Below are 17,639 nucleotides of genomic sequence, written 5' to 3' on the forward strand. Positions count from 1 at the left end.
GAGATTGTAATGAGAAAAGGAGCTATATTTTATAACCGTACAGGCTTTTTTACACTGTTAAATCGAGAAGTGCACCGGTTTATGAAAGTATATATACAGACGATACTCGCCCCGCTGCTTTCAAATATTTTGTTTTTAGGGATTTTTGGTGGCATATTGCAATCGAGGGACATTGGGCTAGAAGGGGTTGGCTATCTGCAGTTTCTTGTACCAGGCCTTGTGACCATGGGTGCAATTTTTGCATCATTTCAGAATCCTTCGTTTTCAATCGTAGCGCAAAAGTTTCAAAATACTATTCAGGATTTGAATAGTTACCCAATTTCAGATACAGAGAAAACCTTAGCATATGTACTTGGCGGAGCGTTCCGCGGGGTATTAGTGGGTGTTCTAACCTATGTTGCGACAATCTTTTTTGTTGGATATACAATTGAATATCCGATTCTTTTCTTTGTAGCTATATTTGCAATATCCTGTATTTTCGCGTCCATTGGCTTAATAACGGGGCTATATTTAAACAATTTTGAGAAAATGAACTTTGTATTGGCAATTGTTATTACACCACTAACGTTTCTTGGTGGTGTGTTCTTTGAAATTAGTAAGCTCGAAGGGGTATTGTCATTAAGTAGGTTCCTAAATCCGATTTATCCTCTGGTTAATTTATCACGTTACATGTACTTAGGTGCTAGTGAAGGAAATATCTTGATACACACTGGGATTGCAGGTGTATTGTTGGTAGGTGCTTTTGCATTTGCCTGGTATACATTGAAAAACGGCGTAGGTATTAAAGTCGATTAAAATAATCATTATAATGTAAGCGCTAGGAATTTTCATAAAAATAGGACTTCTATCAAATACTGTTTATAGCATGTATAGCTATGTATTTGCAGGAGGACATCCGATGATTGATTTGCATGAATTAGGACAGGCCATAATAAACCCTATTATTGTTTTTTTCGTGTTAATAATTCTAGCGAGGTTAATTGGCAAGAAACTAATTGGACAGCTAACCTTTTTTGATTTTGTCTCAGGGATTACACTTGGTACAATTGGTGGAGCCTTTGTCACGACAGAGGTGGAAGGAAATTTTGTGCTACTAAGTGCCGTAGTGTTTAGTCTGATGGTAATGCTGATTGGCTATATAACCCTCAAGAACGTAACAGCGAGAAAGTTGTTAGAAGGCGAGCCTGTTATAGTAGTGCAAAACGGAAAGATATTAGAAAAGAATATGTCAGATAATCGCTATAATGAGGACGAGTTATTGATGCAACTTCGCGAGAAGGGCGTTTTTGACATAAGCGAAGTAGAGCATGCAATATTAGAGCCATATGGCCGTTTAAGCATAATTAAAAAAAGTGAGTATAGAGCCGTTGCACGAAAGGACCTAGAGCTTCCGCGGGAATATAAAGGAATTACCACCGAGCTTATAAGGGATGGTAGAATTCAAAAGCTGAATCTCCAGGGACTTAACAAAAACTATGAGTGGCTGTACAATCAGTTGATGGAGAAGGGCGTTACCAAGGTAGAGGATGTGTTTTTAGCGACATTCTCTGCCGACGGGAAGCTTTATATTGATTTGCGTGACGATAAGCTAAAGGATGTAAAGAGGACTGAGGATGACGATTCAACCGGAATATAATTAAATAACTATACAGGAGTATTCGTTGATAGAGCACCGCATTTGTTAGAGCAGTTATAACAATTGCGGTGTTTTTTTATTTTTGTGTGAAATTGGAGCGAACATATGCCCTGAAAAAAGGTATAATGGTTATATGAAAAAAGGCAAAGGGGTTGGTCTGATGAAAATCTTACATACGGGAGATTGGCACATAGGAAAGATTGTAAATGAATTTAGCATGCTAGAGGACCAGGAGTTTGCACTAGAGCAATTAATCGCAGTAATAGAAAAAGAGAAGCCTGATGTAGTTATCATAGCTGGTGACATTTATGATCGAAGCATTCCACCAGTTGAGGCTGTGGAATTGCTGGACAGGGTGTTTAATACTATTTTAATAGATTTAAAAACACCGATTATTGCAATTGCTGGAAATCATGACGGTAGAGAACGGCTGTCTTTTGCCAGCAAACTATTGACTCGCAACGGACTTCACATCGCTGGAAGCCTAGATAAGGAAATTAAAAAAGTAACGTTCAATAGCGAACATAGCCCAGTGACATTTTATATGCTCCCATACGCCGATCCAAAGGAGATTCGCCACATTCTTAAAGATGAAGAGATAACAAATCATGATTCAGCCATGGAAAAAATGATAGGGCGGATTAAGAAAGATATTGAGGCAAATCACAAGCATGTCTTAATTGCCCATGGATACGTATCACATATGAGGGAGCTAGACCAGTGTAAGCTAGTTATCTCCGACTCTGAACGACCATTAAGCATAGGGGGAACAGAGATAGTTAATAGCAAGCATTTTGATTGCTTCCACTATACGGCATTAGGTCATCTGCATAGTCCACAAAAGGTAGGTAGTGACAGAATGAGATATGCTGGCTCATTGCTGAAATACTCCTTCTCAGAAGTGAATCAGAAGAAGGGCTTTACAATAGTAGATATAGATGCAAATGGTGAAGTATCAATAGAGCTTAGAGAGCTTCTACCCAGTAGAGATATGCGCATTATCAAGGGGCCTTTGCATCAGCTAATTGACCCTAAGGTGTATGAAACGGCTAATCAAGAGGATTATGTGTATGCCATCTTAACGGACGAGCAAGAGCTTATCGACCCTATATCAAAGCTCAGGGCCGTATATCCTAACATTATGGGCTTAAGTAGAGAGTCAACAACGATACGTGGGGAAAGCCGTACCGCAGCGGTAGGGGGACATAAAAACAAGTCGAAGCTTGAACTCTTTCAGGAATTCTACCAATCCATTTCTAGCAAGCCATTGGACAGTGAAAAACTTATTATCGCAAAAGCTGTAATAGAGCAAGTTGAAAGGGAGGCACAATAGATGAAGCCACTAAAGCTAGAAATCAGTGCCTTTGGACCCTATGCAAAGCAGCAAACAATCAACTTCTTAGAGCTAAAAGGTAAAAATATATTTTTAATCACTGGACCGACTGGCGCAGGGAAAACCACAATATTCGATGCGATAAGCTATGCCCTCTTTGGCGAGGCCTCTGGTAGTAGTCGGAGCAAGGATAGTCTGAGAAGTGACTTTGCGTCCATCGATACACTAACATATGTTGAACTAGAGTTTGAGTTAAGAGGCAAAGAATACAAGATTAAGCGAGTTCCTCAGCAAGAGCGCAAAAAAGCTCGCGGAGAAGGGACTATGAATCAGAACGCTGAAGCTGAATTGTACCTGCCTAACGGGAGTCTCATCACAAAGGTAAACACCGTAGACAAGAAAATAAATGAAATACTAGGGATAACGAAAGAACAATTTCGGCAGATTGTTATGCTACCCCAGGGAGAGTTCCGAAAGCTTTTAGAAGCGGACAGTATCGAACGTGAAGCTATTTTTAGAAAGATATTTGGCACGGAAGCCTTTGCAGCCATTCAGAAAAAGCTAGAGGAGCAAAAGAAGTCTGCTGCTAGAATTATTGGCGAAAAGCAAACTAAAAGGGAAACTATTGCAAGGAGCATTGAAGCCCGTGAAGGCACGCTTTTAATGCAATTGATTCATACCGAGCAATTAAATATAGCGGCAATTGTCAGTGAAACAAATAGTCAGGTTCAACAGGATTACGCCCACCTACAACAAATAGAACAGCAGTTAAATAAACTCTCTTCGGAACAGGAGAAATTACAAGGACATTTTATCGAAGGACAAGAGATTAACAAAAAGCTCACAACAAAAAGTCTGCTAGAAGAGCGTTATCAGGAGCTGGCAAAAAAACAAAACGACTATGAAGATAGACGCCAGCATCTAAACAGCGCTCGCAAAACATTACCAATTATCGAACGTGAAAGCACATGTAATAAACAACAGCTTACATTAGATAAGCAGCAGCAAGCACTACAAGAAGCGACCCAGCACTTGGAAGCAGCGGAGAAAGCGGTTAAAAGCTTACAAAAGCAGCTCCAGGAACAAGAAGCAAAAGAGGATGAACGTAAACGGCTAGCTGAGCAAATTACAACTCTAAAGAATCAGAAGCAAAAGGTAGCAGCCTATGAACAAAAAAATAAACAGCTTCAAGAGCTGCAAGGAAAACTGCAAAAACAGGAAAAAACACTTGCTGCTGTCAAAGAGCAACTGAAAAAAAACAAGCAAATGCAAGAACAAATCATCAGCAATATAAACAAAGCTCAGGAAGCTGAAGTAGAAGAGCAAAAGCTCTCAGCAGCCTATACTAAACAGCAGCAATTGTTTCAAGAAGTAAACGCTCTTGTAGAAAGTATACAAGCATATATAGAAATCGAAAGAAATAAAGCTACTATAACAATAGAATACGAAACAATTGATCAGAAGTACAAGCAAGCAAAATCTAGCTATGAACAAATGGATGATAGCTTTCGCAGAGGGCAGGCGGGACTACTGGCAAGTCAGCTGCATGTGGGATTAGAATGCCCAGTGTGTGGCTCTACTGAACATCCAAAGCCAGCGGTGATTGTAGACGGTGTACCAACGGAAGAACAATTAAAAGCGGCAAAACAAGCTTTTACAGGAATTGAAGCTAAGAGGGAAGTCGTTTTTAAGGAGCTAGTAAACATACAGAATAAGCTTATAAGCACTGAACAAGAGACGGTGAAGCTACGCAATTCAATTAACAACACGAGTGCAAAGCTTGTAGCAGCCACCTTTTCAGAAGCAGAAGGAATCGAAATTGATCCAGAAAATGAAATAATAATCCTAAAAGAGTTGAAAGACTCATTGCAAAATGAAGCGGCTCAGTTGCAGAAACAAGTAAAGCAAGCTGCTGTATTAGCAAAAACAAAGTCCACATTGGAAGTAGAATTAAAGAAATGCCAGCATGAGATAATGACAGGTGAGGAAACGATAGAGCAACTAGAAAAATCATATACAGCTAGCTATGGAACTGTAATAGCGGAGCAGGAGCTAGTGGCCAGCTTGGAGCAGGAAGTTCCAGAGGAGCTACGTTCACTTCAAAAGCTTAATGGAAAAATCACTGAGCTTACATCTGCTTATGAACAGCTTGTACAAGCCCACAAGCAGGTACAGGAAGCGTACAATCGCTCAATATCTGAACAATCCTCAGCAAATGCCAGTCACATACAATTGACAAAACAGGTTCAGCAGGAGCAGCAGGAGTTAGAAGAATTGCAGCAGCAGCTAGCAATGAAAATCAAGGAATCGGGCTTTGCTGACTATACACATTATGCACAGATGAAAATGTCAGAGGAACAAATCCACAGGCTAGATGCTGATATAGAAGCATATTTTCAGGATTTGAAATCTGTTAAAGACCAGCTTGCGAAAGCAATTGACGATACAAAGGATTTACAAGCAGTAGATGTCGAACAAATTAGTGAATGTATCAGTGAGATAAAAAAACAGAAAGCAACAGTGGAAGCCGATGCGAAGAATTTTTACGCACGGATTACTACCAACAAAAAAGCCCTTAGCAGGATAGGTATAATCAACGAAGCATTTCAGGAAGATGAGCAGCAATATGGGTTGGTGGCAGACTTATCGAAGATTGCAAACGGTGACAACGAAGAGCGAATCACCTTTGAGCGCTATGTGCTAGCAGCGTATTTTGATGAAATTATTGCGGCTTCTAATACCAGATTGATGAAAATGACAGGTGGCAGATATGTACTGCAACGGAAGGAAGAACGGGGCAAAGGCAGGAAACAAGAAGGCTTAGAACTAGAAGTGTTTGATAACTATACGGGAAAAGCACGCCATGTAAAAACACTATCAGGTGGTGAGAGTTTTAAAGCATCCCTAGCGCTAGCCCTTGGGCTAGCGGATGTTGTTCAATCCTATGCTGGTGGTATCAGCATTGACACGATGTTTGTCGATGAAGGCTTTGGAACACTAGATCCAGAATCATTGGATTATGCTATTGAATGCTTGATTGACCTGCAAAAGGGCGGAAGGCTTGTCGGGGTAATCTCCCATGTGCCAGAGCTTAAGGAGCGCATTGATGTAAGGTTAGAAATTACCCCAGCTAAGGAAGGAAGTAAAGCTAAATTCACCGATTTGCATATTTAAACTGGAAGATATTTATCTCCTTTGTTATTCTATGGACAGAGTCAGAAATTCTTGAAAACACAGTTTGAAGGGAGCTCTTAATAATGGGGAAATCTAGGGAAGAAAGAAGACAAAATGTAATTGAGGTATTGAACAAAGCTCGCTCAATGGAGCTACAAGCGATTCACCAATATATGAACCAACACTATAGTTTAGATGACATGGATTACGGTGAATTAGCTGCAAACATGAAGCTAATAGCAATTGATGAAATGCGTCATGCAGAGATGCTTGCTGAGCGTGTTAAAGAGTTAGGTGGTGAACCAACCTCAGAATTGGCAGGTAAAATCGTCAAAGGTCAAAGTGCTGAAGAAATATTTGAGCATGCTGCTGGCGAAGAAGATGATGCAGTTGATGCGTACAATCAATTCCTGTTAGTCTGTCGAGAAAATGGTGACAGCACTTCGATGAAGATTTTTGAGCAAATGATAGATGAAGAGCAAGAACATTTTAATTACTTCGACAGCATCAACGAACACATTAGCAACCTTGGAAAAACATTCTTGGCACAAAAAGCAGGCACGTCTGCAGATACTGGTGGTGTAAGCAAAAGTTTCATCAATAAAGGGAACGCTTAATAAGACTATGCAATAAGGTATTTGAGAAAAACCAAAGGGCTTCACAATAGTGAGGTCCTTTTCAATCAAAATAATAGATGATTCAAGAAAATGCTAAAAAGAAACTTTATTGAAGGAGGAACTAAATTATGGAAGAAAAGCGTTGTCCAGTAACAGGTCATTCTAAAAGTCAACATGCAGGTGGGGGTACCTCTAACAAAGACTGGTGGCCAAACCAGTTAAATCTAAAAATTCTTCACCAAAACTCAAATTTAAGTAACCCTATGGATGCAGAATTTAACTATGCAGAAGAATTTAAAAAACTTGACCTAGAAGCGATTAAGAAAGATCTACATGCATTGATGACTGACTCACAGGATTGGTGGCCAGCTGATTATGGTCATTATGGTCCACTCTTCATTCGCATGGCATGGCACAGTGCAGGTACATATCGTTTAGCTGATGGACGCGGCGGTGGTGTGAACGGAACGCAACGATTTGCCCCGCTAAATAGCTGGCCAGACAACATTAATTTAGATAAAGCGCGTCGGTTGCTATGGCCAATAAAACAGAAATATGGCAATAAAATATCTTGGGCCGATTTAATGATTCTTGCAGGTAACTGCGCTATTGAGTCAATGGGGCTACAAACATTTGGCTTCGCTGGTGGACGTGTAGACGTTTGGGAACCAGAAGAAGACATTTATTGGGGCTCAGAAGGTGAGTGGCTAGATGACCAGCGTTACTCTGGTGATCGTGAGCTAGAAAACCCACTAGCAGCAGTGCAGATGGGGCTTATATACGTAAATCCAGAAGGACCGAACGGCAATCCAGATCCAGTTGCTTCTGGTCGTGATGTTAGAGATACCTTCGCAAGAATGGCAATGAACGATGAAGAAACTGTTGCTCTGGTCGCTGGTGGTCATACCTTTGGTAAATGTCACGGTGCAGGAGATGCATCACACGTAGGTCCTGAGCCTGAAGCAGCAGATATCGAAGAACAAGGGCTAGGTTGGATTAGTAGCTACGGTAGTGGTAAAGGCGCCGATACAATTAGTAGTGGTATTGAAGGTGCTTGGAAACCAAATCCGATAAAATGGGATACTGGTTATTTAAAAGTATTGTTCAAGTATGAGTGGGAATTAGTTAAGAGTCCAGCAGGTGCGCATCAGTGGCTAGCAAAAGATGTAGAGGAAGAAGATATGGTTGTAGACGCCTTTGATCCAACTAAGAAGCACCGTCCGATGATGACTACGGCAGATTTATCCCTACGTTATGATGAGAAGTATGCACCGATTGCTAAACGTTATCTTGAAAATCCAGAAGAATTTGCTGATGCTTTTGCACGTGCATGGTTCAAATTAACACACCGCGATATGGGACCACGTGCCCTTTATCTTGGACCTGAAGTACCATCAGAAGAATTGACCTGGCAAGATCCGGTACCGGCTGTTGACCATGAGTTAATCGATGAGCAAGATATTAGTGAACTTAAGGGGAAGATTATTGCATCTGGGCTAACTGTGCCGCAATTAGTTAGTACGGCTTGGGCTTCTGCATCTACGTTCCGTGGATCAGATAAGCGTGGGGGTGCCAATGGAGCACGTATACGCCTAGAACCACAGAAGGATTGGGAGGTTAATCAGCCAGAGCAATTAGCAACAGTGCTAGCAGAATTAGAGAAGATTCAAGCAAACTTTAATAAATCACAAGCTGGTCAAAAGCGCGTGTCTATTGCTGATTTAATTGTCTTAGGCGGGAATGTGGGAATTGAACAAGCTGCCAAAAATGCAGGCTACGATATTACTGTTCCCTTTACACCTGGCCGTACTGATGCAACTCAGGAGCAAACAGATATCCAGTCCTTCAAGGTAATGGAGCCAAGAGCTGATGGGTTCCGTAATTATTTAAAAGGAAACAGCTCTGCAAAGGCTGAAGCAATGCTAATTGATCGGGCGCAATTATTGACTTTAACAGCTCCAGAAATGACAGTACTTCTTGGAGGATTACGTGTTTTAAATATCAATTATGGACAATCTCAGCATGGTGTTTTAACTAACAGACCAGAAACTCTAACAAATGATTTCTTTGTTAATTTGCTTGATATGGGTACGGTTTGGAAAGTAACAACAGACGACAAAGCAGTGTTTGAAGGGCGGGATCGTAATTCAGGAGAACTGAAATGGACAGGAACGAGAGTGGACTTAGTCTTTGGCTCGAACTCTCAGCTTCGCGCTCTTGCTGAAGTTTACGCGTGCGACGATTCTCGAGATAAATTTATTAAAGACTTTGTGGCCGCATGGAATAAAGTTATGAACGCGGATCGGTATGATGTACGCTAAGGTCGTTTCGGGTAAATGGCCAAAGTAGACAAAATAACATAAAATATGTAAAAGAAGTTTAATCTTAATCATTTTCGTGTTATAGTTATAGCGGTAGGTAAATCCATTTTGATGCGAAGTGGTGGGCTATGACAAACAAGAAATACGTTCTAGAAGAATCGATAGGATATAAAATTGTAACTACTGCAAGATTGGTTACAAACCGATTAAATCAGAATTTTAAAAGAAGAAAATATCCTGTAACCCATGAACAATGGTCTATTATGATACGCTTATGGGAAGAGGATGGATTAACTCAGAATAAAATAGCTGAATTGACGGGAAAAGATTCGCCGAGTGTATCTAGACTTATTAATAATATGGAGAAGAAGGATTTAGTTACACGAGTACCTCATCCAGTTGACAAGAGAACGAATCTGATTTTTCTAACAAATCAAGGGAAAAAGTTGCAAATTGGGTTGATAGAACAAGCGCAAAAAACGATTGATGATATTTCTGCTGGAATTGATGAGGAAGAAATGAGAATTTTTTTAAATGTATTAGAAAAGATAAATGAAAACCTGAATTAGATATTATGAATAAAAAACACCAGGTGAGTATTAGTACTCATCTGGTGTTTTTTTATATAGTTATAACGGATTTAATGATTGTCTAAACAATAATAATGATAAAAATAAAAAATACAGAGATTTAAAAGCAAACAAAACCCCTTAATTAACAATACTTATGTGTTAAGAGCTTTATATTAAATATAAGTGTCGGCACAAATATAATTGTAATTAATATTGACAATCATTATCAATTAAACTATAATTACAACTACGGTTGATAATCGTTATCAAATAGAATATTGTTTTACACTATCTACATAATGGGAGGAATTCAAATGAAAAAAATATGGTTATTTAGTATTGTTGCACTTTTATTAGTTTTGACAGCATGCGGAGGTTCAGCTACCCAATCTTCATCCGATCAAGGAAATCAGAACGGAGTCGGGAGAGAAAATGAAGGTAATAACGAAGCTGTAGAACCAGGTACTCGAATTATAGAACATGCAATGGGTACTACAGAGGTTCCAGCGAACCCGCATAGAATTGTTGTAATGAACGGTGATGCACTAGAAGCATTATTAGCAGTGGGAATTACGCCAGTGGGAGCGACACAAGCAATGGGTGACCGCATTTGGTATCCACACCTTGAAGAATATATGGATGGTGTGACGAATGTAGGAACGATGTCGGAGCCAGATTTAGAAGCGGTAATGCAATTGGAGCCAGACTTAATTCTTGGTACTAAGACGAGAACAGAGAGTTCTTACGATTTGTTGAGCATGATCGCACCGACGATTTTTAACGAGGCACATACAGATGGTGAATGGAAAAACGACTTTCTACTATATGTTGAATCAGTAGGAAAGCTTGAAGAAGGCAAAAAAATTCTAGAAGATTGGGAAGCACGAGCGGCTAATCTTTCTATTAGACTAGGTGCTGCCGACAAGCTTAATGAAGAAGTTGGAGTTCTTCGCTTTACAGCAGGGCAGGGACGCTTTTTCTATAATAACAGTTATAGCGGTAGTATTTTAAAAGAACTTAATTTTGCTAGACCTGCTAACCACGATTCTTATGATGCTTGGACTGAAAACATTACCCAAGAGCGTATTCCAGAGATGGATGCCGATATCCTATTCTATTTCGTATTAGATAGTGGAGATGGAGAAGGATTGAAATTTGCGGATGAATGGATGAGTCATCAATTATTCCAAGGGTTGCGTGCGGCTCAAAAAGGTCAAGTTTATGAAGTGGATGATGCGTATTGGAATATGACTTATGGAATTATATCAGCAGACTATGTACTTGATGATATTGAAAGAATGCTGCTAGGTGAGTAGAAAAGTACAAAGTGCTTAGAAGGAGCTAAGGGAATGGTAATTCAACAGCATATTGGCAAAAGCATAGGTATTCTCATCTCTTTAGCGGTTGTAGCATTTCTGTTTTTGATGAGCCTAGCTTATGGTTATACAAATACGAACGTTCATACAGTCTATCAAGCGTACTTCGCATACGATGGATCATCTGCACAAACAGTTATTAAAACGATGAGGATGCCAAGAGCCGTAATTGCGGCTCTGGCAGGTGCTAGCTTGGCTGTATCGGGGGCAATTATGCAAGCATTAACGAGGAACCCAATGGCGTCGCCTGGGATTCTCGGCATTAATGCAGGGGCGAGCTTGAGTGTAGTTGTTGGGATGACGGTGTTCTCGATTTATTCCTTACAAGGATTTATGTGGATGGCCTTTCTTGGAGCCTTTTTGGCTGCTGTAGCTGTATTTTTTATAGGATCTACGGGAAGTAGTGGATTGATTCCGTTAAAGCTGACGATGGCTGGAGTTGTACTTGGATTCCTGTTTTCATCCATTACGACGGGGTTGTTAATTATCAATGAAGGTCGCTTGGAGAATATTATATTTTGGCTCGCAGGATCAGTAGAAGGCAGGAAATTGGATATGGTTATGCCTGTACTACCATTTATCGCCGTGGGTCTGTTTATATCTTTTGCTATTAGCGGGAAGATCAACGCCCTGCTCATAGGTGAAGAGGCGGCAAAAGGCTTAGGTCAGAAAACATGGCTTGTAAAAGCGATGGGTCTAATCGTTGTTGTTTTTCTATCGGGAAGTGCGGTTGCTATGGCTGGCCCAATCGGATTTGTTGGTTTGATTGTTCCTCACGTTGTGAGAGGGCTGGTAGGCATTGATTATCGCTGGGTATTACCATATTGTGCTGTGTTCGGTGCGAGTCTTCTTTTAGCAGCCGATATATTCGCACGATTTGTAATGTATCCTACAGAAGTTCCAGTGGGCGTTGCTACTGCAGCCCTGGGAGCCCCATTCTTTATGTATTTAGTTCGTAGAGGGGTGATGAAAGGATGAGTCAGTCAACATACACTACACTACGGCTAAAACGACTGTTAGTTTCTTTTCAAGTACAAACGAAAGCCCTATGGATTATGATTGCGCTTTCACTATTTCTCCTAGGATTGATGACTGTTAGCTTGAAGTCAGGCACGACAGATGTCTCTTTCGAACGGTTAGTTTGGATCTTACTAGGGCATGGAAACTCCGTAGAGAATTTTTCGGTATTAACACTGCGATTGCCACGGATATTATTAGGGGTTTTAGTTGGAGTCGGGCTAGCTTTGGCTGGTGCGATATTACAAGGGATGATACGAAATCCCCTTGCTTCTCCTGATGTGATTGGGGTTAACAGTGGCGCGTCGTTGATGGCTGTTATCTTTATAACGCTATTGTATGATCGTCTTAACATTCATTTTTTACCATTGTTTGCATTTGCTGGTGCACTCTTAGTAGTAGCGACTCTCTATGCATTGGCATGGAAAAATGGCGTCACCCCTTTTCGTTTAATTCTAGTCGGATTTGGAATTACGGCGATGCTAGGGGCTATCCAAACAATTTTGATGATTTCGAGTGATATTGCTCGATCAGCAAGCGCTTATACATGGCTTACGGGTAGCTTGCATGCGACGAAATGGTATGAGGTTCAGATTGTATTTGGTTGGATGCTAGTTCTCATTCCGGCGCTAATATTCCTTGTCTCATCATTGAATTTACAGCAAGTGAGTGACGATATTACAGTTAGTCTTGGCGGGAGGTTACAGTTTATTCGTTTTGGAACGATTGGTATTGCTGCCTGCTTAGCAGGGATTTCAGTAGCCTTTGCAGGGGGGATTGGTTTTATAGGTCTTATGGCGCCGCATATCGCACGAAAACTTGTAGGCACAAGTTATGGGCAGTTGCTTCCGTGTGCAGCATTAGTTGGAGCGATTTTGGTGGTGTTATCTGATTGGATTGGGCGTACTTGGTTTGCACCGCTGGATATAGCGGCAGGAGTTTTTACAGCTTTGATTGGAGCTCCGTTTTTTCTTTATTTGTTTGTTCGAATGCGTAATAAGTAAGGAGGGTGAAATATGGCAAAAATTACGACAGAGAAGTTATGTCTATCCTATGGTGAAACACAGGTTATTGACAATTTAGATTTGGTAATTCCACCGGGAAAAGTGACTGTTTTTATTGGGAGTAATGGTTGTGGCAAATCGACATTACTGAAGTCAATTGCTAGGCTGTTAAAGCCAGTTGGTGGTGCAGTAGTACTTGATGGCAAGGATATAAGTAAGACGAGCACTAAACAAGTAGCGAAAAAAATGTCAATCCTACCGCAGGGACCTACCGCTCCTCAGGAATTGACGGTATTTCAACTAGTGAAGTTAGGGCGTTATCCTCATCAGAATTGGTTCAATCAATGGACGGAGGAGGATGAACACTATGTGCGAGATGCGCTACGAATAACCCAGCTAGACCATCTTGCAGAGAGGGCTGTTGAGTCACTTTCAGGAGGACAGAGACAACGCGCGTGGATTGCCATGACCCTAGCACAGAATACAGATTTAATATTACTAGATGAGCCTACAACTTTCCTAGATCTTAATCACCAAGTGGAAGTTCTTGATATATTGTTTGAGCTAAATCGCAAACAAAAGCGTACTATTGTTATGGTACTTCACGACTTGAATTTAGCGGCTCGCTATGCGGATCATATGGTTGCCGTTGCAAATAAGACAGTAGTAGCTTGTGGAGTACCAGAAAAGATTATGAACGTAGAATTGATTCAAAAGGTATTTTGCATGGATTGTTTGGTGTCTAAAGATCCGCTGTTTGGGACGCCTATGTGTATACCTTTTGGCAAAGGTATTAAGGCGGATAAAATTAGACCAGCTTGCAATTATTAGTAGTGCAATGAAATGATGGAAAGGTTTAGGGGAGTCACTGGGAAATAGGTGCTCCCCGATGTTCTTTATTCCATAGTTAGAATAGTTAAAGTGTTTGTGGAAATAAAACATAGGAGAGAACGACAGAGCATGTGGAAACTTAGAAAATATTTAGTACCCTATTGGAAAGCAAGTGTGCTAGCTCCGCTTTTCATGATGTTAGAGGTGGCTATGGATTTAATGCAACCGATGCTTATGGCGAGCATAGTCAATCATGGCGTAATGGAAAGTGATATAGTACATATTCAGCAAACAGGTCTATTGATGCTAGTTGTAGCTGTAATCGGGATGTTTGCAGGCTTTGCCTGTACGATTTTTTCCAGTAGGGCAGCGATGCAGTTTTCTGCGGATCTTCGGATGGACTTATTTGCCAAGGTACAGAGCTTTTCCTTCCGACAACTGGATTTGTTTAAAAGTGGCTCTTTAATCACACGTCTTACGAATGATGTTGCCCAACTGCAACAGTTGGTACAGATGTCGTTAAGGGCTTTTGTCAGAGGTCCATTAATTATTGTCGGTAGCATTATAATGACATTCATAATAAATCCTTCTTTAGCAATCATTGTGGTGGTAACGATTAGTACGTTAATAATATTAATCTATCTATTGATTCGTTTTGCATCCCCGTTATTCTCTAAACTGCAGAAGAAACTCGACAACGTCAATACGACAGTGCAGGAGAACGTATCCAATATTCGAGCAGTGAAATCTTTTGTTCGTTCAGATTATGAGAACAAGCGCTTTGCTAGAGTGAATCAGGACTTTACACAAACAGCAATCAAGGCCTTCCGTATTATGGCTTTGAATATGCCGATTGTTTCACTCATCTTATATAGTAGTGTGGTATTGATTTTGTGGTTTGGTGCCCATCAGGCATGGCAGGGGAATATGCCTGTAGGAGATTTGATTGCCTTTATAAATTATGTAATTCAAGTATTATTCTCACTACTTATGATTGGGAATCTAATGATGATGGTTACTAGAGGGAGAGCGTCGGCAGAACGTGTGAACGATGTGTTCTCTGTATCAGTAGACACAGAGGATGTGGAGAGTCATAATAATGAAGTCCTTCAAGGCAAGGTAAACTTTGAAAATGTGAGTTTTTCCTATGGGGATGGACAAAAGGAAAAAACCATAGAAAATATTAATTTATCGATTTGTCCAGGAAAGAGGATTGCCATTGTCGGTTCGACAGGAGCGGGCAAATCCACATTGGTACAACTGTTACTAAGGCTGTACGAGCCAACCTCTGGTACTATCTATATCGATGGAAAGGATATCAGGGATATTCCATTGTCGGAACTGCGAAAGAGGATTGCAATTGTCTCACAAAATCCGTTTCTATTTTCGGGGACGATTAAAGAGAATATATGCTTTGGATTACCAAATGCGAGCGAAGAAGAGATTATAAAGGCGGCCAAGATGGCTCAAGCACACGAATTTATTGATAAATTACCAGGTCGATATGATGCACGAATCGGGCAAAAAGGTGTCAATCTTTCAGGGGGGCAAAAACAGCGAATTTCTATAGCTAGGGCGCTATTATTACAACCAAAGATATTAATTCTGGATGATAGCACTAGCGCTGTTGATACAGCCACGGAAATGCAGATTCAGCAAGAAATACGACAGCAATTAGATGGCTGCACATGCATCATGATTGCACAACGCATTTCTTCGGTTATCAATGCCGATACAATCGTTGTCATGGAGCATGGGCGAATTCTATCTCAGGGGAGCCATGAGCAATTATTACACGATTGTAGGATATATCAAGAAATATATCAGTCGCAATTTAGGAACGGAGGGCTTTTGAATGGTTACTAAAAACCCTCAGAAAAATGATGTATCAAAAATGTCAACAGAGATGACCTTTGGGAAATTTGGTGGGCAAGGGCGCGGTATGCTGCCCTTAGAAAAAGCAACAAAAACTAGCGATACTGTCATGCGTATTTGGAGCTATTTGGCTCGTCAACGATATGGATTGATCGCTGTCGCTTGTATGGTGGTGGTAGCATCCTTACTAACTTTGACGGCTCCTTATATATTGGGTGTTGCTATTGATGATTATGTGATACCTGGACAGTTCGAAGGGTTTCTTCAAATATGCATTATCTTGGCATGTGTATATGCGGGAAGCTCCCTTATGACTTGGCTTCATGGATATCTCATGGTCGGATTGTCTCACAAAACAGTACAAACGATGCGAGAAGATGTGTTTGCGAAGCTACAAAAACTGCCGTTGCGTTTCTTCGATAACCGTACCCATGGGGAAATAATGAGCCGGGCTACTAATGATATTGAACAGGTGTCGACGGTACTTAATCAAAGTGTAACGCAGTTGATTTCGAGTTTTGTGATTATTATTGGTTCCTTTTTATTTATGATCAGTTTGAACCCTCGCTTAACACTTATCAGCTTAATTATTATTCCGATAGTTATAGTTTCTACGAAACTACTCGCGAAGTATACAAGACGATTTTTCACACAACAGCAGCGTTGTTTAGGAGATATAAATGGATTTATAGAAGAAACGATTGCGGGGCAAAAAGTAGTAAAGATATTTAATCAAGAAGATGCGAAGAAAGAACAATTTCAGAATAAAAATCAGCAGTTAAAAGATGTTTCCATGAAAGCACAAATATTCGCAGGGATTATGCCACCTCTTATGAATGCCATCACAAACATGAGTTTTGCGATGATTACAGTGGTTGGTGCATGGATGGTTATTTCCGAAATGACGAGTATCGGTGTGGTCGTGAGTTTTCTTCATTATTCCAAGCAATTTAGCAGGCCTGTAAACGAACTGGCAAATCAATTTAATCTCATGCAAGCTGGTGTAGCGGGCGCGGAACGAGTATTTGAAATCATAGATAGCCAATCAGAATATGAAACAGCGCGTTTAGATGTGAATGTCTACGCACCGAAAACGGCTATTGGAGAAATACGCTTTGAACATGTTTCCTTTAGTTATACTACCGATGTTCCTATATTAGAGAATATTACCTTTAAGGCAAAACCAGGTGAGACGATTGCGCTCGTTGGCCCTACAGGAGCTGGGAAGACAACGATAATTAGTCTTTTAACGCGATTCTATGAAATTACAGACGGCAGGATTAATATTGACGGTGTAGATATTCAGTCTGTTGAGAAAGATTGGCTGCGAAGTCAAATTGGTATGGTTTTACAAGATGTATACTTATTTGCTGGCACAATTAAGGAGAACATCCGCTACGGAAGATTAGAAGCAACGGACGAGGAAGTGGTAGAGGCAGCCAAACTCGTGAATGCTCATACATTTATCCAAAGATTGCCGCAAGGATATGATACCGTCCTGACGTCAGAGGGATCAAATCTTAGCCAAGGACAGAGGCAATTAATTAATATCGCTAGGGCGATTTTGGCGAATCCTGTGATTTTGATACTTGATGAAGCTACTAGTAGTATTGACACTCGTACAGAGTTGATGATTCAGAAAGGAATTGATTCACTGAAAAGTGGTAGAACGAGTTTAGTCATTGCCCATCGTTTAAGCACAATTAGAGAAGCTGATAAGATTCTCGTAATGTATAACGGTAGAATAGCGGAGCAAGGGAACCACGAACATTTAATTAGAGAACGTGGCTTATATTATACGCTGTACAATAATCAATATGCGGTATAAAGTGATTAATGCTTAGTAATTAAAAAATGAAAAGAAATTGGCAGACAAAAATGCT

Annotated in this window: 13 protein-coding genes; all 13 read left to right on the forward strand. The window is 40.5% G+C overall.

The window, feature by feature from the left end; all coding sequences use genetic code 11:
• Positions 1-9 precede the first annotated feature (9 nt).
• Positions 10-795 carry an ABC transporter permease gene (locus BHF68_RS06270; protein ID WP_069642786.1) on the forward strand — a complete coding sequence of 262 codons (786 nt, stop codon included), beginning with the start codon at positions 10-12 and terminating at the stop codon, positions 793-795.
• A gap of 103 nt (positions 796-898) precedes the next feature.
• Positions 899-1,636, forward strand: coding sequence for a DUF421 domain-containing protein (locus tag BHF68_RS06275; protein ID WP_069642787.1), 738 nt, complete (start codon positions 899-901; stop codon positions 1,634-1,636).
• Between the two features lie 160 nt (positions 1,637-1,796).
• Positions 1,797-2,969 (forward strand): exonuclease SbcCD subunit D, encoded by a 1,173-nt coding sequence (locus BHF68_RS06280; protein ID WP_069642788.1) that lies wholly within the window; start codon positions 1,797-1,799, stop codon positions 2,967-2,969.
• Positions 2,970-6,143 carry an AAA family ATPase gene (locus BHF68_RS06285; protein ID WP_069642789.1) on the forward strand — a complete coding sequence of 1,058 codons (3,174 nt, stop codon included), beginning with the start codon at positions 2,970-2,972 and terminating at the stop codon, positions 6,141-6,143.
• An 83-nt stretch (positions 6,144-6,226) separates the two neighbouring features.
• A complete protein-coding gene (locus BHF68_RS06290) occupies positions 6,227-6,760 on the forward strand; it encodes a ferritin-like domain-containing protein (RefSeq protein WP_069642790.1) in 534 nt (177 codons plus the stop codon).
• A 128-nt stretch (positions 6,761-6,888) separates the two neighbouring features.
• Entirely contained in the window at positions 6,889-9,081 is a 2,193-nt protein-coding gene (gene katG / locus BHF68_RS06295; RefSeq protein ID WP_069642791.1) for a catalase/peroxidase HPI, read from the forward strand.
• Between the two features lie 128 nt (positions 9,082-9,209).
• Entirely contained in the window at positions 9,210-9,650 is a 441-nt protein-coding gene (locus BHF68_RS06300) for a MarR family winged helix-turn-helix transcriptional regulator (RefSeq protein ID WP_069642792.1), read from the forward strand.
• 317 nt (positions 9,651-9,967) lie between these two features.
• Positions 9,968-10,969 carry an ABC transporter substrate-binding protein gene (locus BHF68_RS06305; RefSeq protein ID WP_176719891.1) on the forward strand — a complete coding sequence of 334 codons (1,002 nt, stop codon included), beginning with the start codon at positions 9,968-9,970 and terminating at the stop codon, positions 10,967-10,969.
• A 33-nt stretch (positions 10,970-11,002) separates the two neighbouring features.
• Positions 11,003-12,007, forward strand: a complete 1,005-nt coding sequence (locus tag BHF68_RS06310; RefSeq protein WP_069642794.1) for a FecCD family ABC transporter permease — start codon at positions 11,003-11,005, stop codon at positions 12,005-12,007.
• Entirely contained in the window at positions 12,004-13,050 is a 1,047-nt protein-coding gene (locus BHF68_RS06315; protein WP_069642795.1) for a FecCD family ABC transporter permease, read from the forward strand. The genes BHF68_RS06310 and BHF68_RS06315 overlap by 4 nt, the downstream gene beginning before the upstream one ends.
• A gap of 12 nt (positions 13,051-13,062) precedes the next feature.
• A complete protein-coding gene (locus BHF68_RS06320; RefSeq protein WP_069642796.1) occupies positions 13,063-13,881 on the forward strand; it encodes an ABC transporter ATP-binding protein in 819 nt (272 codons plus the stop codon).
• Positions 13,882-14,010: 129 nt separating this feature from the next.
• Positions 14,011-15,747 carry an ABC transporter ATP-binding protein gene (locus tag BHF68_RS06325; protein ID WP_069642797.1) on the forward strand — a complete coding sequence of 579 codons (1,737 nt, stop codon included), beginning with the start codon at positions 14,011-14,013 and terminating at the stop codon, positions 15,745-15,747.
• The gene (locus BHF68_RS06330) at positions 15,737-17,584 is read left to right on the forward strand and encodes an ABC transporter ATP-binding protein (RefSeq protein ID WP_245669644.1); all 1,848 of its coding nucleotides are present in this window, start codon (positions 15,737-15,739) and stop codon (positions 17,582-17,584) included. The genes BHF68_RS06325 and BHF68_RS06330 overlap by 11 nt, the downstream gene beginning before the upstream one ends.
• The last annotated feature ends 55 nt before the right edge of the window (positions 17,585-17,639 follow it).

Source organism: Desulfuribacillus alkaliarsenatis (genome assembly GCF_001730225.1).
Taxonomy (GTDB): Bacteria; Bacillota; Bacilli; order Desulfuribacillales; family Desulfuribacillaceae; genus Desulfuribacillus; species Desulfuribacillus alkaliarsenatis.